Source organism: Sinorhizobium numidicum (genome assembly GCF_029892045.1).
In the GTDB taxonomy this organism is placed as follows: domain Bacteria; phylum Pseudomonadota; class Alphaproteobacteria; order Rhizobiales; family Rhizobiaceae; genus Sinorhizobium; species Sinorhizobium numidicum.
Window position 1 is genome coordinate 2,586,811 of sequence record NZ_CP120368.1, and the last position, 20,112, is coordinate 2,606,922.

The 20,112-nt window shown below is 63.0% G+C and carries 15 protein-coding genes; 12 read left to right on the forward strand and 3 right to left on the reverse strand.

Annotation, left to right across the window (positions count from 1 at the left end):
• Positions 1 to 6: 6 nt before the first annotated feature.
• The 8 genes from PYH37_RS23615 to PYH37_RS23650 all read left to right on the forward strand — a co-directional run bounded on the left by PYH37_RS23615 (position 7) and on the right by PYH37_RS23650 (position 11,486).
• Positions 7 to 1,497 (forward strand): carnitine 3-dehydrogenase, encoded by a 1,491-nt coding sequence (locus PYH37_RS23615; protein WP_280733870.1) that lies wholly within the window; start codon positions 7 to 9, stop codon positions 1,495 to 1,497.
• Positions 1,498 to 1,669: 172 nt separating this feature from the next.
• Positions 1,670 to 2,830, forward strand: coding sequence for an acyl-CoA dehydrogenase family protein (locus PYH37_RS23620; protein ID WP_280733871.1), 1,161 nt, complete (start codon positions 1,670 to 1,672; stop codon positions 2,828 to 2,830).
• 203 nt (positions 2,831 to 3,033) lie between these two features.
• Positions 3,034 to 5,097, forward strand: a complete 2,064-nt coding sequence (locus PYH37_RS23625; RefSeq protein ID WP_280733872.1) for an acetate--CoA ligase family protein — start codon at positions 3,034 to 3,036, stop codon at positions 5,095 to 5,097.
• Positions 5,098 to 5,102: 5 nt separating this feature from the next.
• Complete coding sequence (locus PYH37_RS23630; protein WP_280733873.1) at positions 5,103 to 5,885, forward strand: carnitinyl-CoA dehydratase; 783 nt, start codon at positions 5,103 to 5,105, stop codon at positions 5,883 to 5,885.
• Positions 5,886 to 6,333: 448 nt separating this feature from the next.
• Positions 6,334 to 7,923 carry an ABC transporter substrate-binding protein gene (locus PYH37_RS23635; protein WP_280733874.1) on the forward strand — a complete coding sequence of 530 codons (1,590 nt, stop codon included), beginning with the start codon at positions 6,334 to 6,336 and terminating at the stop codon, positions 7,921 to 7,923.
• Positions 7,923 to 9,038, forward strand: a complete 1,116-nt coding sequence (locus PYH37_RS23640; protein WP_280733876.1) for an ABC transporter permease — start codon at positions 7,923 to 7,925, stop codon at positions 9,036 to 9,038. The genes PYH37_RS23635 and PYH37_RS23640 overlap by 1 nt, the downstream gene beginning before the upstream one ends.
• Entirely contained in the window at positions 9,035 to 9,862 is an 828-nt protein-coding gene (locus PYH37_RS23645) for an ABC transporter permease (protein WP_280733877.1), read from the forward strand. The genes PYH37_RS23640 and PYH37_RS23645 overlap by 4 nt, the downstream gene beginning before the upstream one ends.
• Positions 9,855 to 11,486 (forward strand): ABC transporter ATP-binding protein, encoded by a 1,632-nt coding sequence (locus PYH37_RS23650; RefSeq protein ID WP_280733878.1) that lies wholly within the window; start codon positions 9,855 to 9,857, stop codon positions 11,484 to 11,486. Before PYH37_RS23645 ends, PYH37_RS23650 begins: the two co-directional genes overlap by 8 nt.
• Before the next feature lie 20 nt (positions 11,487 to 11,506).
• On the opposite strand, the gene PYH37_RS23655 is transcribed toward PYH37_RS23650, so the two are convergent.
• Positions 11,507 to 12,301, reverse strand: a complete 795-nt coding sequence (locus PYH37_RS23655) for a helix-turn-helix domain-containing protein (protein WP_280733879.1) — start codon at positions 12,299 to 12,301, stop codon at positions 11,507 to 11,509.
• A 127-nt stretch (positions 12,302 to 12,428) separates the two neighbouring features.
• Between PYH37_RS23655 and PYH37_RS23660 the strand changes: the two genes are divergently transcribed.
• The gene (locus PYH37_RS23660; protein ID WP_280733881.1) at positions 12,429 to 14,018 is read left to right on the forward strand and encodes an ABC transporter substrate-binding protein; all 1,590 of its coding nucleotides are present in this window, start codon (positions 12,429 to 12,431) and stop codon (positions 14,016 to 14,018) included.
• A gap of 23 nt (positions 14,019 to 14,041) precedes the next feature.
• Entirely contained in the window at positions 14,042 to 16,039 is a 1,998-nt protein-coding gene (locus PYH37_RS23665) for a CocE/NonD family hydrolase (protein WP_280733882.1), read from the forward strand.
• Positions 16,040 to 16,350: 311 nt separating this feature from the next.
• Here PYH37_RS23665 and PYH37_RS23670 read toward each other — a convergent pair whose 3' ends face one another.
• Both PYH37_RS23670 and PYH37_RS23675 read right to left on the reverse strand, forming a co-directional pair.
• Positions 16,351 to 16,749: an ACT domain-containing protein gene (locus PYH37_RS23670; RefSeq protein WP_280733883.1), complete on the reverse strand. Its 399-nt coding sequence runs from the start codon at positions 16,747 to 16,749 to the stop codon at positions 16,351 to 16,353.
• Positions 16,750 to 16,762: 13 nt separating this feature from the next.
• Positions 16,763 to 17,686, reverse strand: coding sequence for an alpha/beta hydrolase (locus PYH37_RS23675; protein ID WP_280733884.1), 924 nt, complete (start codon positions 17,684 to 17,686; stop codon positions 16,763 to 16,765).
• Positions 17,687 to 17,808: 122 nt separating this feature from the next.
• Between PYH37_RS23675 and PYH37_RS23680 the strand changes: the two genes are divergently transcribed.
• Entirely contained in the window at positions 17,809 to 18,717 is a 909-nt protein-coding gene (locus tag PYH37_RS23680) for a LysR family transcriptional regulator (protein WP_280733885.1), read from the forward strand.
• A 147-nt stretch (positions 18,718 to 18,864) separates the two neighbouring features.
• Positions 18,865 to 20,025, forward strand: coding sequence for an ABC transporter substrate-binding protein (locus PYH37_RS23685; RefSeq protein WP_280733886.1), 1,161 nt, complete (start codon positions 18,865 to 18,867; stop codon positions 20,023 to 20,025).
• Positions 20,026 to 20,112 lie beyond the last annotated feature (87 nt).

Consider the following 20,112-nt stretch of genomic DNA (forward strand, 5'->3'; position numbering starts at 1 on the left):
AGGATCATGAGCATCATCACCAAGGCCGCCTGCGTCGGCGGCGGCGTCATCGGTGGGGCCTGGGCCGCACGCTTCGCGCTCGCCGGCATCGACGTCAACATCTTCGATCCGCATCCGGAGGCGGAGCGCATCACCGGCGAAGTCATGGCCAATGCCGAAAAGGCCTATGGCATGCTGACCATGGCGCCGCTGCCGCCGCGCGGCAAATTCACCTTCTGCAAAAGCATTCGGGAAGCGGTCGAGGACGTTGACTGGATTCAGGAAAGCGTTCCCGAGCGGCTGGCCTTAAAGCGCGGCGTTATCACCGAGATCGACGCGGCCGCCCGACCGGATGCGCTGATCGGCTCGTCCACATCCGGCCTGCTGCCATCCGATCTGCAGACCGAAATGAAGCATCCCGAACGCATGTTCGTGGCGCATCCCTATAACCCGGTCTATCTGTTGCCGCTGGTCGAACTCGTCGGCGGCAAGAAGACCTCGCCGGAAACGATCAGGCGCGCCGAGGAAGGCGTAGGCGAAATCGGCATGAAAGGCGTCGTCATCGCCAAGGAGATCGAGGCTTTCGTCGGCGACCGGCTGCTCGAAGCGCTCTGGCGCGAGGCGCTCTGGCTGATCCAGGACGACATCTGCGACACCGAAACGCTCGACGACGTCATGCGCTATTCATTCGGCATGCGCTGGGCGCAGATGGGCCTCTTCGAGACCTATCGCATCGCTGGCGGCGAGGCCGGCATGCGCCACTTTCTCGCGCAATTCGGCCCGTGCCTCAAATGGCCGTGGACCAAGTTCACCGATGTGGTTGATCTCGACGATGCGCTGGTCGAAAAGATCGGCGCCCAATCGGACGCCCAGGCCGCTGGCCGCTCGATCCGCGAGCTTGAGCGCATCCGCGACGAAAACCTCGTCGGCATCATGCATGCGCTGAAAGCCGGCGACGGCGGTAAGGGCTGGGGTGCCGGCAAGCTCCTCGCCGATTTCGAAAAGCGCCTCTGGGCGAAGGGCGGCAACCCGGCGAAGACCTATGACGCGTCCGGGCCGTTGCGCCTCGTCGAGACTAAGGTCAACGCCGCCTGGGTCGACTACAACGGCCATATGACCGAACACCGTTACTTGCAGCTCTTCGGTGACACTTCCGACGCGCTGTTGCGGCTGATCGGCGTCGACTTCGCCTATGTCGAAGCCGGCCACAGCTACTACACCGTCGAGACGCACATCCGCCATCTCGGCGAGGCCAAGCTCGGCCAGGCGCTCTATACGACGCTCCAGCTTCTCGCCTCTGACGAAAGGCGGATCCATTTCTTCACGACGATCCACGACTCCGCCTCGGGCGAAGCCATCGCGACGGCCGAGCAGATGATGCTGCACGTCGATGCGAAGGCCGGCAAGTCGGTGGCGGCTCCGGTCGAGGTGTTGGCGAAATTGAAGCCGATCACCGAGGCGCATGCGAAGCTCGACGCGCCGGAAAGTGCCGGGCGGCACGTGGGACAGAAACGCTGATGGTCTCCCTCCCTCGTGGGAGGGTCGGGAGATGCCGGGCGAAAGCCTCTAATCCCGCTGCCGCGACCTTCTCCCCACGCGCGGGGAGACGGTTAGGGTGAGGGGCAGGTAGTGGAGGCTACTCCGGTCGGGCCGGCCGCGGAACGTCGATGAAAGTGACAAGGGGAGAACAATGAATTTCGCACTGACCGAAGAACAGCAGATGATCGTCGACACCGTCCGCAGCTTTGTCGAGACCGAGATCTATCCGCATGAAAACGACGTCGAGCGCACCGGCGTCGTGCCGCGGGAGCTTGGCGAGGAGATCGCCCGCAAATGCAGGGAGCTCGGCTTCTTCGCCTGCAACTTTCCTGAGGAAGTCGGCGGCGCCGGCCTTGACCATTTGACCTTCACGCTTGTCGAGCGCGAGCTCGGCCGCGGCTCGATGGGGCTCACCGTCTTCTTCGGCCGCCCCTCCGGCATCCTGATGGCCTGCAATGACGAGCAGCGCGAGCGATATCTGCTGCCGGCAGTCAAAGGAGAGAAATTCGATGCGCTCGCCATGACCGAGCCGGACGCCGGCTCCGACGTGCGCGGCATGAAATGCTTCGCCCGCCAGGATGGCGACGACTGGATCGTCAACGGCACGAAGCATTTCATCAGTCACGCCGATATCGCCGATTTCGTCATCGTCTTCATCGCCACGGGCGAGGAACAGACGCCGCGCGGGCCGAAGAAAAAGATCACCTGCTTCCTCGTCGATCGCGGCACGCCGGGCTTCGAAATCCGCGACGGCTACAATTCCGTTTCCCATCGTGGCTACAAAAACTGCATCCTTACCTTCGACGACTGCCGGCTCCCCTCCGCACAGATCCTCGGCGACGTGCACAAGGGATTCGATCTCGCCAATGACTGGCTCTATGCAACGCGACTGACGGTCGCCGCCACTTCAGTTGGTAGAGCGCGCCGCGCCTTCGACTATGCCCTTAGCTATGCGGCCGAGCGCAAGCAGTTCGGCAAGCCGATCGGCGCCAACCAGGGCGTCTCCTTCAAGCTCGCCGACATGATCACCGAGATTGATGCCGCCGACCTCTTGACGCTTTCGGCGGCCTGGCGGCTCGACCAGGGCCTTCCCGCCAACCGCGAGATCGCCTCCGCCAAGGTCTTTGCGACTGAAATGCTCGCCCGCGTCACCGACGAAGCGATCCAGATCTATGGCGGCATGGGCCTGATGGACGATCTGCCGCTCGCCCGCTTCTGGCGCGATGCCCGCGTCGAGCGCATCTGGGACGGCACCTCGGAAATCCAGCGGCATATCATAAGCCGCGACCTGCTTCGGCCGCTGGGAGCTTGAGCGATGGTGCGGCGCTCCGGCACACCCCTCACCCTGACCCTCTCCCCGCATGCGGGGAGAAGGGAAACCCTGCGGCTTGCACCTCCCCTCAAGGTAAGGCCTGGCGAGCGATGGCGGCAGGCTTCTTCTCCCGGCTCTACTGGGAGGAGGTTGCGGCAGCGAGATGAGGGGCTTCGCTCCGCAAAGCGGGAAGGCACGGCGCAATGACCTCCACTCCCCGTCCCCTCGACCGACTGATCCGGCCCCGCTCCATCGCCGTCTTCGGCGGCAAGGAAGCCCGTCGTGTGATCGAGCAATGCGACAAAATGGGCTTCGCCGGCAATATATGGCCGGTTCATCCTCGCGAAGAGGAAATTCTCGGCCGTCGCTGCTACCGCTCGGTAGCGGACCTGCCGGAAGCGCCGGACGCCTCCTTCGTCGGCGTCAACCGGGCGCTCACGATCGAGATCATTCGCGGTCTCTCGGTGCGGGGCGCCGGCGGCGCCATCTGCTATGCCTCCGGTTTCCGGGAGGCCGCAAGCGAGCTTGCCGATGGCAACGACTTGCAGGAGGCGCTGGTCGCCGCCGCCGGCGACATGCCGATCGTCGGCCCCAATTGCTATGGCTTTATCAACATGCTCGACGGCGCCCTGCTCTGGCCGGATCAGCACGGCATGCTGCGCGTCGAGCGCGGGGTGGCAATCCTGACGCAATCCTCCAACATCGCCTGCAACATCTCCATGCAGAAGCGCGGGCTTCCCCTCGCCTACGTCATGACCGCCGGCAACCAGGCCCAGACCGGCCTCTCGGACCTCGCCTGCGCCGTGATCGAAGACCCGCGTGTGACCGCAGTCGGCCTGCATATCGAAGGCTTCGACAGCATCGAGGCGCTGGAGCGGTTGGCGGCGCGAGCGCGTGAATTGCAGAAACCTGTCGTGACGCTGAAAGTCGGCAAGTCGGAGGCCGCGCGGCTCGCGACCGTCTCCCATACCGCATCGCTTGCCGGCAACGACCGTGTCTCCTCGGTCCTGCTCGCCCGCCTCGGCATTGGCCGGGTCGACACGCTGCCGGAGCTGCTCGAAACGCTGAAGCTGCTGCACCTCAACGGCCCGCTCCTCAGCGCTGAAATCTCCTCGATGAGCTGTTCCGGCGGCGAAGCCTCGCTGATGGCGGACGCCGGCGTCCGCCGCAAGATCGACTTCCGCCCGCTCAGGGAGGAACAGCGCCAACCTCTGCGGGAAAGTCTCGGCGACATGGTGACGATCGCCAATCCGCTCGACTATCACACCTTCGTCTGGGGCAATCGCGATAAACAGACCGCCGCCTTCACCGCCATGATGCAGGGCGGCTACGCGCTGAACCTGATCGTGCTCGATTTCCCGCGCCTCGACCGCTGCAGCGCCGAAGATTGGGTGACGACCTGCGAAGCGGTCATTGCCTCGGCGAAGGCCACGGGAGCGGCTGCGGGCATCGTCGCAAGCCTCGGCGAGAACATGCCGGAAGAAACCGCTCTTTCGCTGATGGCGGCAGGCGTCGTGCCCCTCTTCGGCATCGATGAGGCGCTCGCGGCGGCCGAAACCGCCGCCGAAATCGGTGCTGCCTGGGCAAGGCCAGTTCCTCCGCCCCTCCTCAAGATCGCAGCCGCAAACGGCGACGTCGTCACGTTGACCGAGTTCGAAGCCAAGGCCGAACTCTCCGCGGCCGGCGTCATGGTGCCCCAGGGCAAGGCCGCCGCCACGGCCATCGAAGCGGCAGACGCCGCTGACGCTCTCGGCTTCCCCGTCGTGCTCAAGGGTCTCGGTGTCTCTCACAAGACCGAAGCTGGGGCAGTCAGGCTTGATCTCGCATGCCGCGAAGACGTGCTGACGGCGGCAAAAGGCATGGCCTCCGTTGCTTCCGGATACCTCGTGGAGAGGATGATCGCCGAACCCGTCGCGGAACTGATCATCGGCGCTATGCGCGATCCCGTCGCCGGCCCGGTGCTGACCATCGGCGCCGGTGGAATCCTTGTCGAACTGCTGGACGATGCCGCAATCCTGACGCTGCCTGCATCCGATGACGCGATCCACCAGGCGATCAACAGCCTGAAGATAAGCAAACTGCTGGGCGGCTATCGCGGGAGTCCCAAGGGCGATGTCGCGGCGCTCGCCAAAATTGTCGCTGCCGTGGCATCCTATGTCGTTGCAAACGCTTCCAAACTCGAAGAACTCGATATCAATCCTATAATGGTGTTGCCGGAGGGCCATGGAGCCATCGCCGCTGATGCCTTGATCCGCCGGAGGAAATGACGCCTATGACCGGACCGATCCTCACCCGTCGCGAAGGCGGTATTCTCGAAGTCACGATCGACCGGCCGAAGGCCAACGCCATCGACCTGAAGACCAGCAGGATCATGGGCGAAATCTTCCGCGACTTCCGTGACGATCCTGCCCTCCGCGTCGCGATCCTCACCGGCGCCGGCGAAAAATTCTTCTGCCCCGGCTGGGATCTGAAAGCTGCGGCTGAAGGCGACGCCGTCGACGGCGACTATGGTGTCGGCGGCTTCGGCGGCATTCAGGAACTGCGCGATCTCAACAAGCCCATCATCGCGGCCGTCAACGGCATCTGCTGCGGCGGCGGGCTGGAAATCGCGCTTTCGACCGACCTTATCCTCGCGGCTGAACACGCGACCTTCGCCCTTCCGGAAATCCGCTCGGGCACCCTTGCCGATGCCGCTTCGATCAAGCTGCCGAAGCGCATTCCCTACCACATCGCCATGGATATGCTGCTGACCGGGCGTTGGCTCGACGCTGCCGAGGCGAACCGCTGGGGCTTCGTCAACGAGATCCTGCCGGCAAGCCGATTGATGGACCGCGCCTGGGAACTTGCCCGCCTGCTCGAAAGCGGGCCGCCGCTGGTCTATGCGGCGATCAAGGACGTGGTGCGCGAAGCCGAAGGCCGCGATTTCCAGACCACGATGAACAAGATCACCCGTCGGCAGTTCAAGACGGTCGACATCCTCTATTCGAGCGAAGACCAACTGGAGGGCGCGCGTGCCTTTGCCGAAAAGCGCGATCCAGTTTGGAAGGGACGTTGAGATAAGCCGCCGCGAGGCCGCAGAGTGGCTCTTGCAGCCGGGGATAACACCGGCATTTCAGCGTGGCGCGCCGCGAACAGCGGTGCGCGCGAAGGGTTCGTCTTTCCATAAAGGCATCTTATGGAAAAGATTTATTATTTAGGACGTTACAAGCCTCATCCAAGCGGTTAGCCTTATGGATGAGACGGCTGTACCGCCCGTAAGCACCAAGAAAACGGAGGGACAAGCAGGCAAGATCACCGGTAGGCCCACGGGCCGACCTGCTGCATGCTTCCTTAGATCGGAGCCGATTTAAGGATAAAAACATGCAGCAACTCAAAGTATTACAGCGACCTTTGTGCATCTGAAAAGACGCACGGCGCTGTAGAGCCATCCAAACGATGGCAGCACGCGAACACTCTACCAATCACAATGAACGGCGAATGCCGACAACGAAGGGAACAGGGGAATGAGCGATTACAAAGACTATCTCACACGACAGGTCATGCTGGGCAAAATGAACCGGCGCGAGTTTCTCGGACGCGCGGCGGCTTTCGGCATTGCCGCATCGATGGCAAACACACTCTTTGCGACCAGCGCTGCTGCGCAGGAGCCGAAGCGCGGCGGCCATCTGAAGCTCGGTCTCGAGGGTGCCGCAGCGACGGACTCGAAGGACCCGGCAAAGGCCCTCTCGCAGTTCATGTTCGTTGTCGGCCGCAACTGGGGCGACATGCTCGTCGAAAGCCATCCGACCACCGGCGCGCCGGTGCCGGCGCTTGCCGAATCCTGGGAACCTTCCGCGGACGCAGCGACCTGGACCTTTACGATCCGCAAAGGGGTCAAGTTCCATGACGGCAAGGAACTGACAGTCGACGACGTCATCAAGACCCTGCAGCGCCACACCGATGATAAGTCGGAATCGGGCGCGCTCGGCGTGATGAAGTCGATCAAGGAAATCAAGGCGGACGGCGACAAGCTCGTGCTGACGCTGACGGAAGGCAATGCCGACCTGCCGCTGCTCTTGACCGACTACCACCTCATCATCCAGCCGAACGGCGGCATCGACAATCCCGATGCGATGATCGGCACCGGCCCTTACAAGGTTGCGAGCTTCGAGCCGGGCGTACGCGCGACCTTCGAGAAGAATCCGGACGATTGGCGGACGGACCGGGGTTACGTGGATTCGATCGAACTGATCGCCATGAACGACGCGACGGCGCGTATCGCGGCGCTGTCGTCCGGTCAGGTGCATTATATCAACCGCGTCGATCCGAAGACCGTCAGCCTCCTGAAGCGGGCGCCGACGGTGGAAATCCTCAATACGCCCGGGCGTGGCCACTACGTCTTCATCATGCATTGCAACACGGCGCCCTTCGACAACAACGACCTGCGGATGGCGCTGAAACTGGCGATGGATCGCGAGACCATGGTCCAGCGCATCCTCGGTGGCTACGGCAAGGTCGGCAATGATTTTCCGATCAACGACACCTATGCCCTCTTCCCGGAAGGGATCGAGCAACGCGTCTATGATCCCGACAAGGCCGCTTTCCACTATAAGAAGTCCGGCCATAGCGGTTCGGTGCTGCTGCGCACCTCCGACGTCGCCTTCCCGGGTGCGGTAGATGCGGCGGTTCTCTATCAGGAGAGCGCCAGGAAGGCCGGCATCGAGATCGAGGTCAAGCGCGAGCCAGGCGACGGCTACTGGACCAACGTCTGGAACGTCCAGCCCTTCTCGACCTCCTATTGGGGCGGGCGGCCGACGCAGGACCAGATGTATTCGACCGCCTACCTGTCGAACGCCGACTGGAACGACACCCGCTTCCACCGCGCCGACTTTGACAAGATCCTGCTCGAGGCCCGCTCCGAACTGGACGAGACCAAGCGCAAGGAGATGTACCGCACCATGGCGATGATGGTGCGCGATGAAGGCGGCCTGATCCTGCCGATGTTCAACGACTTCGTGAACGCCGCCGGCAAGCAGGTGAAGGGCTACGTCCACGACATCGGCAACGACATGTCGAACGGCTATGTCGCGACCCGGGTGTGGCTGGACGCCTGATGATGGAAAGCGGACCGATCACTGGTCCGGTGGTGACGGACGGGATCGCAGGGGAGGCAAACCTGCGGTCCGCCGACCTTTCCGGAGTACCAGCAAAACCCAGCCCCACCGCCGCCAGCGGCGGGATCGGTGGCACTTTCTGGCGGCGGTTCGCCTTTCGCCGTCCCCTCGCGGCGCTGATCCTTCAGCGCCTCGGTCTCAGCGTCGGGCTTCTCTTCGCGGTATCGCTGATGATTTTCGGCGGCATCGAAGCACTGCCCGGAGATTTCGCGACCACCTATCTCGGCCAGTCGGCGACGCCGCAGGCGGTCGAGAACATCCGCAAGGACCTCGGCCTTGACCGGCCGTGGAGCGAGCGCTATCTCACGTGGCTCGGCGGGGCCGTCCAGGGTGACTTCGGCACCTCCTGGGCGAGCAAGAACTCCGTCAGCGAGCAGATCGGCAATCGCCTCGGCAATTCGCTGTTCCTCGCCTTCTTCGCGGCGCTCATCTCCGTACCGCTCGCCGTCGGGCTCGGCATGCTCGCGGTGCAATTCCGCAACCGAATGCCCGACAAGATCATCAACGTGATATCGCTTGCGGCGATCTCGCTGCCTGAATTCTTCATTGGCTACCTGCTGATCATGTTCTTCGCCGTCCAATGGGGAGTGGCGACGTTCCCGGCGACCGTCTACGACAGCATGTCCTTGGGCGAGCGGCTGTCTGCGATCGCCCTTCCGGTCGCAACCCTCGTGCTTGTCGTCCTCGCGCACATGATGCGCATGACGCGGGCGGCGATCCTCAACGTCATGTCGTCGGCCTATGTCGAGACCGCCGAGCTCAAGGGCCTCGGCACCTTCCGCATTATCGCTCGCCACGCTGCTCCCAATGCCGTGGCGCCGGTCATCAACGTCATCGCGCTGAACCTCGCCTATCTGGTCGTCGGCGTCGTCGTCGTCGAAGTCGTCTTCGTCTATCCCGGCATGGGGCAATACATGGTGGACGCCGTGACGGTGCGCGACATGCCCGTCGTTCAGGCCTGCGGACTGATCTTTGCAGCCTTCTACATCTTCCTCAACATGGCGGCCGATATTCTCGCCATTCTCGCCAACCCGAGACTGAGGCACCCGCGATGAATCTGAGATCCATCCCCATAAGCGCCTGGGTCGGCATCGTCGGCATCGCCATCGCCATTCTCTGCGCGATCTTCGCCCCCTTGATCGCCCCCTATGGCGAAAGGGACGTTGTCGGCGAGATCTGGCTGCCGGCGGGCGGCGATTTCCTGCTCGGCACCGACAATCTCGGGCGCGACCTGCTCTCGCGCCTGATCTATGGCGCGCGCACCACCATCCTCGTGGCGCTGGCGGCAACCGTCCTCTCCTTCTGCCTCGGCATGATCTTGAGCTTCGCAGCCGCGGTGATGGGCGGCTTCGTCGACCAGCTCTTTTCGCGTTTCAACGACCTGATGATGGCGATCCCGACGCTGATCTTCGCCCTGGTCGTCCTCGCCGTGCTGCCGCAGCATCTGTGGATCCTGATCCTCGTCATGGCCGTGCTCGACTCCACCCGTGTCTTTCGCATCGGCCGCGCCGTCGCGCTCGATGTGGCGGTGATGGAATTCGTCGAGGCGGCGCGGCTGCGCGGCGAAGGCAGCCTCTGGATCATCTTCCGTGAAATCCTGCCGAACACGCTGTCGCCGCTGCTCGCCGAATTCGGCCTGCGCTTTGCCTTCTCGATCCTGTTCCTCTCCACCCTCTCCTTCCTCGGCCTTGGTATCCAGCCGCCGGCCGCCGACTGGGGCGGCATGGTGAAGGACAACAAGGACGGCATCATCTTCGGCATTTCGGCCGCTCTCGTGCCGGGCGCCGCGATCGCGACGCTCGCCATCTGCGTCAACCTTGTCGTCGACTGGCTGATGAAGCGAACCTCGAGCCTTAAGGGAGGACGCGGCGATGCCTGAGCTGCTTTCCGTCAAGAACCTGAAGATCGAGGCGACCAGCTATCCGCCGGGCGAACCGCCGAAGGTCGTGACGCTGGTCGAAGGCGTCTCCTTCGACCTGCAGAAGGGCAAGGTGCTGGGCCTCATCGGTGAATCCGGCGCCGGCAAGTCGACGATCGGCCTCTCTGCGCTCGCCTATGGCCGCGGCGGCGTCCGGATTACCGGCGGCGAGGTGCTGCTCAACGGCAAGGACACCCTCAAGCTCGACCGCGCCGGCATCAACATGGTTCGCGGCGCTCATGTCTGCTACGTCGCGCAATCCGCCGCGGCCGCCTTCAACCCGGCCCACAAGCTCGGCGATCAGGTGATCGAGGCATCGGTGCGGCATGGCCTCATGACCCGGGAGGAGGCAAAGAATCGCGCGCTCTATCTCTTCCGGGTGCTCGGCCTGCCCAATCCCGAAACTTTCGGCGACCGCTACCCCCATCAGGTTTCCGGCGGTCAGTTGCAGCGCGCGATGACCGCGATGGCACTCTGCCCGAACCCTGAATTGATCGTCTTCGACGAGCCGACCACGGCGCTCGATGTGACGACGCAGATCGATGTGCTTGCCGCGATCAAGCATGCGATCGAGGAGACCAACACTGCAGCCCTCTACATTACCCACGATCTCGCGGTGGTTGCCCAGATCTCCGACGACATCATGGTGCTCCGTCACGGCAAGACCGTCGAATACGGTACGACCAAGCAGGTGATCGAGGCGCCGCGGGAAGACTACACCCGCGCACTCGTCAGCGTTCGACAGACGAAGCGCGACGAGGCGCCGGACCAATCGGGTGCGCTCCTCCGGATCGAGCATGTCCATGCAGGCTATGCCAATGGTTTCAAGGTGCTGCACGATGTCTCCATGCACCTGCCGAAGGGTCAGACGCTGGCGATCGTCGGCGAATCCGGTTCCGGCAAGTCGACGCTCGCGCGTGTCATCACCGGACTGCTGCCGCCAAGCGAGGGCCGGATCACCTTCGAAGGCAAGGAACTTCCGAGAGCGCTCAAGGGCCGGACGAACGACGAACTGCGTCGGATCCAGATGATCTATCAGATGGCGGACACGGCGATGAACCCGCGCCAGACCGTGCGCGACATCGTCGGTCGGCCGCTCTCCTTTTACTTCGGTATGCGAGGCGCGAAGAAGACGGAGCGGGTCAGGGAATTGCTCGACCAGATCGAGATGGGGCCACGCTTCCTCGATCGCTATCCGGCCGAGCTTTCCGGCGGCCAGAAGCAGCGCGTTGCCATCGCCCGGGCACTTGCGGCGGAGCCCGAACTTATCCTCTGTGACGAGCCGACCTCGGCGCTCGATCCGCTGGTGGCGGAAGGCATCCTGAATCTGCTTATGAAGCTTCAGGAGGAAACCGCTGTTTCCTATGTCTTCATCACTCATGACATCGCCATCGTCCGCGCCATCGCCGACAGCGTCGCCGTCATGCATCGCGGCCGCCTGGTGCGGTTCGGACCGAAGTCGAAGGTGCTCTCGCCGCCCTTCGACGACTATACCGACCTGCTGCTTAAATCGGTGCCGGAGATGGAAATCGGTTGGCTTGAAAAGGTGCTCAAGACACGGCGCATGGCGAGTGCGGGGAACTGACACCGAAATTCCGTCGGTGCTCAGAATTCCGCCGTTACGGTCAGTACGTCCGCCGACGGCCTCTGGAGAAAGTCGCGCACGGTCGCAGGCAACTGCCGCGAACTGAAGGAGAGCACGCCGCAACGCGATAGCATCTGGCGCTTTTCCGGATTCTGTCCGATATGGCGCCAGATCATGCGCGACGCGTAGGGCAGGTTCTCCTTTCGCCAGGAAACCCCCATGGTCGTCCCGCGCAAATAAACGCGCTGATGCACCTCGAATGGCATCAGGATTGTTTGCGACATCATCGGTTCGCGGCCGACACTGCGCTCGGTGATGAAGATCCGGTTTCGCCAGAAGGCCGCCAGCCCCACGTATTTGGAGAATTGACGGATTTCGTTCGTCGCATCGTCGATGCGCTCGATCGATTTGACGTGGACGGAGCCGTTTTCTTCGGAGAGCCTGGCGCAGGAGCAGACGACAAGTCCCCGCCAGGACGGCGAAATATGATAGGTCTGGTAAAAACCGAGGTGCCGGCGAAGCGCCGCCAGATCACCCGGCAATCCGTCCAGCAAAAGCCCTCCATTTGAAGACCGCCGGTTAGGTCGCTTCATCCGCGCCTGAAACGCATGTGGCGCCAGCACGAAATCCTCGGCATCAAGTCCGAAGAAGGCGGCGATCCGGGCGACATTGTGCGCCGACGGCCGCGCCTCGCCGTTTATATAGCGGTTGAACTGCTGCCGATTGATGCCGATCTCGCGACAGATCTGCGAGATCGAGCGCCGTGTTGCGCAGGCGAAGCGCAGATTGGCGACGAATGTCTGGTCGTGCTGCACGTCCGGTTCCCGAAACATGAATTCGGGTAGCGTAAACTAGCGAAAGATAGCGTCAAGTCGCGAAATTGCGTCGTGCCGGGCAAGCTCTAGGTTTTCACTCGAAACAACACACAAAGGGAACCTTGAAATGACCGAATTCACGAAGCGTCCCGACGGCCTGATCGTTCCAGCCGGCATCAACCGCCGCGGCTTCCTGGCGGGCACGGCAGCACTCGGCCTCACCGCCGGTTTCGGCGGAACGATGGCGGCAGGCGAAGCACGGGCGCAGGCGCCAAAGCGCGGCGGCCATCTGAAGCTCGGCCTCAAGGGTGGCGCGACGACCGATTCCCTCGATCCCGCCGCTTACAGTGGCTCGGTCTCCTTCGTGATCGGCCACCTCTGGGGCGACAAGCTCGTCGAATCCGATCCGGTGACCGGAGCGCCCCTGCCCTCGATCGCCTCCTCCTGGGAACCGTCCGCCGACGCTTCCGTGTGGACGCTCAAAATACGCAACGACATCTCCTTCCATGACGGCAGCAAGCTGACCGCCGCAGACGTAGTCGCAACGCTGAAGCGGCATTCGGACGAGGGTTCCAAGTCAGGCGCCCTCGGTCTCATGCGCTCGATCAAGGCGATCGAGGAAAAAGCCGGCGATCTGGTGCTGACCTTGACGGAAGGCAATGCGGACCTGCCGCTGCTGCTCACCGATTACCACCTGATCATCCAGCCCGGCGGCGGCATCGGCAATCCCGCCTCGCCGATCGGTACCGGTCCATACAAGCTCGCAAGCTACGAGGCCGGCATCCGAGCGACATTCGAGAAAAACACCGCCGACTGGCGCTCTGACCGCGGCTATGTCGATAGCGTCGAGGTCATCGTCATGAACGATACCACGGCACGCGTGGCAGCGCTTTCCTCCGGCCAGGTGCATTTCATCAACAACGTCGACCCGAAAACTGTGCCGCTTCTGAAGCGCGCTCCGCGCGTCCAGATACTTCAGACCGCGGGCAAGGGCTTTTACAGCTTCCTGATGCATTGCGACACGGCCCCCTTCGACAACAACGATCTGAGGCATGCACTGAAATATGCGATCGACCGTGAGACCATTCTTGACCGGGTACTTGGCGGCTACGGCAAGCTTGGCAACGATTATCCGGTCAACGAAAACTACGCGCTGGCGCCGGAAGGCATCGAGCAACGCGCCTATGATCCGGAGAAGGCCGCCTTTCACTACAAGAAGTCCGGCCATGACCGGCCGATCCTGCTGCGCACCTCAGATGCCGCATTCCCGGGTGCGGTCGACGCCGCCGTCCTCTTTCAGGAAAGTGCCCGCAAGGCCGGCATCGAGCTCGAGATCAGGCGCGAACCCGAGGATGGCTACTGGACCAACGTCTGGAACGTCCAGCCGTTCTGCGCCTCCTATTGGGGCGGTCGGCCGACGCAGGATTCGCGCTATTCGACCTCCTATCTTTCGAGCGCCGAATGGAACGATACGCGCTTCAAGCGTGAAGATTTCGACAAACTGCTGCTGAAAGCGCGCTCCGAACTTGACGAGGGGAAGCGTAAGGACCTCTATCATACCATGGCTCTGATGGTGCGCGACGAAGGCGGCCTTATCCTGCCGGTCTTCAACGACTATGTGAACGCCGCCTCCGCTTCACTGAAGGGCTTCGTGCACGATATCGGCAACGACCTTTCGAACGGTTACGTGGCAAGCCGCGTCTGGTTCGACAGTTGAGAATGGATGGGGAGGCGGGCAAAATGGCCGATCGCAACTTCACCGTCATCGAAAACGAATGGATCACCCTCAAGGATGGGACGCGGCTTGCCGCGCGCATCTGGATGCCCGAGGGCACCGAGCAGAGCCCGGTACCGGCGGTGCTCGAATACCTGCCCTATCGCAAGCGCGACGGCACCTGCGCCCGCGATGAGTCCACCTACCCCGTTTTTGCCGCTGCCGGTATCGCCGGCGTTCGCGTCGATATCCGCGGCTCCGGCGAATCCGAAGGCGTGATCGACGGCGAATATACGCCGCGCGAACTGTCCGATGGCTGCGAGATCATCGAATGGATCGCGGCGCAGCCCTGGTCCAACGGCAAAGTCGGCATGATGGGGATTTCCTGGGGCGGCTTCAACTGCCTGCAGGTGGCCGCCCTCAAGCCGCCGGCGCTGAAGGCCGTGGTCTCGATCGCCTCGACCGTCGATCGCTACAATGACGACATCCATTACAAGAACGGCTGCCACCTCTCGGCGCAACTCTCCTGGGCGGCGACCATGCTCGCCTACCAGTCGCGCTCGCCCGATCCCGAACTCGTCGGCGACCGCTGGCGGGAGATGTGGCTGGAGCGGTTGGAGAACGAGCCTTTCTTCCTGGAGAAATGGCTCGAACATCAGCGCCGCGATGATTTCTGGCGCCACGGCTCGATATGCGAGGATTTCGACGGCTTTCCGATCCCCGCGCTGGTCATAGCCGGCTGGGCGGACGGCTATCGCAATACGCCGATCAAGGCGCTCGAAGGCTTGCGCAGCAAGGCCAAGGCGCTGATCGGCCCCTGGGTTCACAAATACCCGCATTTTGCCTGGCCGAAGCCGCGGGCGGATTTCCACAACGAAGCGATCCGCTGGTGGAACCGCTGGCTGCGCGACGAGAAAACCGATGCGGACCAGCTGCCGCAGATGCGCGCCTATATTCTCGACGGGCCAAGACCCGCGCTCCGGCGCGAGGCAGACCCCGGCCGGTGGATCGCCAAGGATGTCTGGTCGGCGCCCGAGATGCGCAGCTTCTCGGTCACGGGCGATGGCCACCTCAGCGCCGCCGCTTCTTTCGCGAAAGGGACCGGCGACGTCTATCTGCGGTCGCCGCTCGACACCGGCACCGCCGCCGGCGAATACTTCACGCTGAAGCCTGATGCGGAAATGGCGGGCGACCAGCGCATCGACGACGCGGGCTCGCTCACGTTCGAGACGCATCCCTTGCTTGAAGCAGAGGATTATCTCGGACAGCCGGCCGTCAGCCTCGACGTGTCCTGCAGTGCTGACACGGCCAACCTCGTCGCACGGCTCGTCGATATCCACCCCGACGGCACGGCGACGCGCGTCGCCTTCGGCGTCCTCAACCTCGCCCATCGCAACGGCAATGCGAAACCGCTGCCGATGGAGAAAAACCGGAAGACGCGCGTCACGCTGGTGCTCGACGCCTGCGGCTATCGCTTCCGCCCGGGTCACCGTATCCGGCTGTCGCTGTCGACCTCCTACTGGCCGATGATCCTGCCGCCGCCGACCGATCCCGGCCTGACGATCGACACCGCCAGCCTATCGCTGTCGCTGCCGCTCCTCGGCGACCACCGCGAAATCGTCGTGCCGCAGCCGGCAAATCCCGATCCGCTGCCCCACTATATCGAGCATTCGCCGCCGGTGACGCACCGGACGGTCGAACGCGATATGACGAAGGGCGTGACCCACTATCGGATCTACGAAGACACCGGGCTCGTAGAACATCCCGGCACCGGCAATGCGACTCAGGATATCCGCGACGAAACCTGGTCGATCGCGCCTGGCGATCCGCATTCGATGGCGGGCCTTTCCACCTGGACCTGCATCGCGCGCCGCGGCCGCCAGTCGGTCAAGACCGTCTCGACCTCGCGGTTGGCCTGCACGGCAGCCGAATGGATCACCTCGGCAAAAGTCGAGGCTTTCGAGGGCGAAGAGAAGATTTTCGAGAAGTCCTTCGAAAAGCGCATCAGGCGCGATCTGATGTAGGCGATCAGATGGCGCGGATCGCTCATCCCGCTCACCCAACTGCCCCTCACCTCAACCCTCTCCCAAACGGGGGAGAGGAGACGAGGTCGCCGGTGAAGAGTGGAGTTGAAGGAGCGGGTCCGGCCGCTACAGTGTCCCCTCTCCCCGCCTATAGGGAGAGGGCTACTGCATGTATCTTTAAATCGGAGCCGATTTAAGGACAAAAACATGCAGCAATTCAAAGTGCTACAGCGACCTTTGTGCGTCTGAAAAGACGCACGGCGCTGTAGGGTGAGGGCAATCCGAACAAGTCCACCGTGCCTCATTCCCACCTACACGGGGCTCAGCGTCTTCAGCGCTTCAAGCGCCCGCTCGGCATCTGCCGCTGGCACGAAAATGTGGTCGTGGTAAAAGGCGGCGACGACATTGGCGCTGACGCTGGCGCTGGTCAGCGCTTCCGAAACTGCCGCTGTCAGGCCGACGGCCTCGAGCGCTGAATGAACGCTGAGCGTGATAAGCCGCAGGACCGGCCCATAAGGAAGCCCGGCCTCATCCGCCCGCCATCTTTCGAGGATAAGCGTCAGGCCTTCAGCTTCACGGAAAGTGCCGATCGGCTCAAGTGCAAGCCAGGGCGCGGCGTCGCCCTCTACCGTGCAGTAGACGTATTCGCCTTCGCGCAGAATCGGGTTCATCTCCGCCAGCAGGCGGGCGAGATCGGTTTCTCCACTCATTTCTTGCCGCTCCTCATGCTGTCCCTACCAGTCGCGCCACGCCATGGACGAGATGATAGAATCCTTCCCTTGCGCCGGGACTCATATGCCGCGCCCTCAGCCAGGCATGGATCATCTGCGGTTCCTCGCGAAAGGTGACGTCGACCCCCGCTTGCGCGAGCCGCGCGGCGTAGGTACGCGCGTCGTCCCGCAAGGGATCAAAATGCGCGCCGGTGATGTAGGCCGGTGGCAGTCCGGAAAGATCGTCGGCTTTCAAGGGACAGGCGAACACGTTGCCCGCGGGCGCCTTCAGCACCTCACGGTAGTAGCCGACATCACCCGTCGAAAGTCCCGGCGCTTCCGCCATCTCCACATAAGAGCCGCCGACGAGATCGCCGCCGAGGCCGGGATAGATCAGCACTTGGCCGACGACGCCGGAAAGCCCCTCGGCCCTCGCCTTGAGCACCGCGCCGGCAGCGAGATTGCCGCCGGCACTGTCGCCAGCGACAACCACCTGCCGGCCATCGGAGAGAAGCGCTTCGAGCACCGCGTAACAATCGTCAAAAGCCGCGGGCCAGACATGCTCCGGCGCCAATCGATAATCGACCGACACCAGTTCGGCGCGCGCCCCATCGGCAAGCTCGGCACAGATTGCGTCATGGCTTTCGAGCGAGCCGACGACGAAGCCGCCGCCATGGATATAGAAGATGCGCGTGTCGGTCGCGACCGCCGCCGGCCGATAGTGCCTGACCGGAATGCGCCCAGCCAGCCGATCGTCCCGCCGCGTCAAACCTTCCGGCGACGGCGCATCGAACTCGGCGCAAAGCGCGTCGTACCAGCGGCGTTGCTGATTGACGGAGGCGTAGACCGCGTCAGCGGGATAGAACGCCTTGCAGCGCTCATGAAAGGCGAGAATACCGGCCTCGGTCGGCATCGGTCTTGATACTTTCGAATCCATCCTGCTCTCCTGGTAAAAAGCTTACCATCGGCACGGCCGCACGCACTACAAAATGCGCCAAGCCATGGCGCTCCACGTCACTTCGCTTGCCATCGGCTTCGACCCCGGTGTTAACTCTCGCCATGGCATTCACACTCCGGCAGTTGCAGTACTTCATCGCCGTCGCAGAACAGGGCTCGGTCACACGCGCGGCGCAGAATCTTTCGATTTCGCAGTCTTCGATCACGGAAGCGATCAAAGAGCTGGAAACCGATCTCGGCGTCGAACTCTTCGATCGTCATCCGCGCGGGCTGTCGATCACTCACAACGGCCACCAGTTCCTGCGCCATGCGACGAAGATCCTCGCCGATGTTTCCGATGCACGGCGCAGCTTTTCCGACAGCCGCGAGGAACGCGGCGGCAGGCTCAATCTCGGCGTTACTTCGCTCGTCGCCGGCTACGTGCTCTCCGACCTCCTCGCCCGCTATCGCCGCGCCTGCCCCGGCGTCGAAGTGAGCGCCATCGAGGATAACGGCTCCTATCTCGAACATCTGCTGATCGGCGGCGAGCTCGACGTCGCGGTCATGGTCATCTCCAACCTGCGCGACCGCATGGCGCTGCAGGCGGAAATTCTCGAGACCTCGCCCTACCGCCTCTGGCTGCCGATCGGCCATCCACTCGTGAGCGCCGATATCATCTCGGTCGAGGATATCGCCAAGGAGCCGCTGATCATGCTGACGGTGGACGAAATCGAGGAAAACACCGGCAAGCTGCTGACGGCCTTGGGTGCACGCCCCCATGTCGCCTTCCGCACCCGATCGGTCGAAGCGGTCCGAAGCCTGGTGGCGACCGGCGCCGGCATCGCGCTCCTTCCGGACCTCGTCTACCGCCCCTGGTCGCTCGAAGGCGACCGTATCGAAAGCCGCGATGTCTCCGGCGCGCTGCCTGTCGTGCAGGTCGGCATGGTCTGGCGCAAGGGTTCGAGCCTGCCGCAATCCGCACGCGATTTCGTCGGCATCGCCGAGGCCCTGCGCAGCGCCCGCCCCCGCTAAATGCCACCCTGAACTGCTTCAGGTCACACCCATCGGAAAAACCGATAACGCCATTCTGATTAATGAATTTGCGAATACGGAGAAACCAAGGCACGCTTCATCCTGGGAACAAAGCCGCTCGAGCGGCATAAACTGGGGAGACTTCAGATGAAGCAGATCTTGAAATCCTGCACCGCGCTTACCCTTTCGCTCGGCCTCGCCGCTCCTAGCCTTGCGCAGGAGCCGCTGAAGGAGCTCGGCAAAGGTGAAGGCGAACTCTCGATCGTCGCTTGGGCCGGCTATATCGAACGCGGCGAAACCGACAAGAACTACGACTGGGTTACGGACTTCGAGAAGAAAACGGGCTGCAAGGTCAGCGTCAAGACCGCCGCAACGTCGGATGAAATGGTCGCATTGATGAACGAAGGAGGCTTTGATCTCGTCACCGCCTCCGGTGATGCCTCGCTCCGCCTCGTCGCCGGAAAGCGCGTCCAGCCGATCAACACCGACCTCATCCCAAGCTGGAAGACGATCGACGAGCGCATGCAGAACGCGCCCTGGCATACGGTCAACGGCGTCCACTACGGCACGCCCTACGTCTGGGGCCCGAATGTGCTGATGTACAACCGGGAGGTCTTCAAGGATCAGCCGCCGAAGAGCTGGAACGTCGTCTTCGAGGAAATGAAGCTGCCCGACGGAAAGTCGAACAAGGGCCGGATACAAGCCTATGACGGTCCGATCCACGTCGCCGACGCCGCCAACTACCTGATGGCGCACAAGCCCGAGCTCGGCATCAAGGACCCCTACGAGCTCAACGAAGCGCAGTACAAGGCCGCTCTTGACCTGCTTCGCACCCAGCGCACCCTCGTCGGCCGCTACTGGCACGACGCGATGATCCAGATCGACGACTTCAAGAACGAGGGCGTCGTCGCCTCCGGCTCCTGGCCCTTCCAGGTCAATCTGATGCAGGCGGAGAAGCTGCCGATCGATTCGGTGATCCCGGAAGAAGGCGTGACGGGCTGGGCCGATACGACCATGCTGCATGCCGAAAGCGAACATCCGAACTGCGCCTATATGTGGATGGAGCATTCGCTCTCGCCGAAGGTCCAGGGCGATGTTTCCGCCTGGTTTGGAGCGAACCCCTCCGTCGGCGCTGCCTGCAAGGGCAACGAGCTTCTGACCGATGAGGGCTGCAAGACCAACGGCTACGATGACTTCGAGAAGGTCAAGTTCTGGAAGACGCCGGTGACGAAATGCGAGAGCCAGGGCGAGTGCGTGCCCTATCACCGCTGGGTCTCGGACTATATCGGCGTGATCGGCGGGCGGTAGGCCCAGCCGCATCGCAAGCACGCCCCTCACCCTAATCCTCTCCCCGCTTGCCGGGAGGAGCAAAGCCTCCGCCAAGGCGCTCGTGTC

Bases quoted from the DNA above. Each gene is read 5' to 3' on its own strand.
- PYH37_RS23615 (WP_280733870.1), top strand. From the start codon at position 7: ATGAGCATCATCACCAAGGCCGCCTGCGTCGGCGGCGGCGTCATCGGT.
- PYH37_RS23680 (WP_280733885.1), top strand. From the start codon at position 17,809: ATGGCATTCACACTCCGGCAGTTGCAGTACTTCATCGCCGTCGCAGAA.
- PYH37_RS23685 (WP_280733886.1), top strand. From the start codon at position 18,865: ATGAAGCAGATCTTGAAATCCTGCACCGCGCTTACCCTTTCGCTCGGC.
- PYH37_RS23635 (WP_280733874.1), top strand. From the start codon at position 6,334: ATGAGCGATTACAAAGACTATCTCACACGACAGGTCATGCTGGGCAAA.
- PYH37_RS23620 (WP_280733871.1), top strand. From the start codon at position 1,670: ATGAATTTCGCACTGACCGAAGAACAGCAGATGATCGTCGACACCGTC.
- PYH37_RS23660 (WP_280733881.1), top strand. From the start codon at position 12,429: ATGACCGAATTCACGAAGCGTCCCGACGGCCTGATCGTTCCAGCCGGC.
- PYH37_RS23630 (WP_280733873.1), top strand. From the start codon at position 5,103: ATGACCGGACCGATCCTCACCCGTCGCGAAGGCGGTATTCTCGAAGTC.
- PYH37_RS23625 (WP_280733872.1), top strand. From the start codon at position 3,034: ATGACCTCCACTCCCCGTCCCCTCGACCGACTGATCCGGCCCCGCTCC.
- PYH37_RS23650 (WP_280733878.1), top strand. From the start codon at position 9,855: ATGCCTGAGCTGCTTTCCGTCAAGAACCTGAAGATCGAGGCGACCAGC.
- PYH37_RS23670 (WP_280733883.1), bottom strand. From the start codon at position 16,749: ATGAGTGGAGAAACCGATCTCGCCCGCCTGCTGGCGGAGATGAACCCG.
- PYH37_RS23640 (WP_280733876.1), top strand. From the start codon at position 7,923: ATGATGGAAAGCGGACCGATCACTGGTCCGGTGGTGACGGACGGGATC.
- PYH37_RS23645 (WP_280733877.1), top strand. From the start codon at position 9,035: ATGAATCTGAGATCCATCCCCATAAGCGCCTGGGTCGGCATCGTCGGC.
- PYH37_RS23675 (WP_280733884.1), bottom strand. From the start codon at position 17,686: ATGGATTCGAAAGTATCAAGACCGATGCCGACCGAGGCCGGTATTCTC.
- PYH37_RS23665 (WP_280733882.1), top strand. From the start codon at position 14,042: ATGGCCGATCGCAACTTCACCGTCATCGAAAACGAATGGATCACCCTC.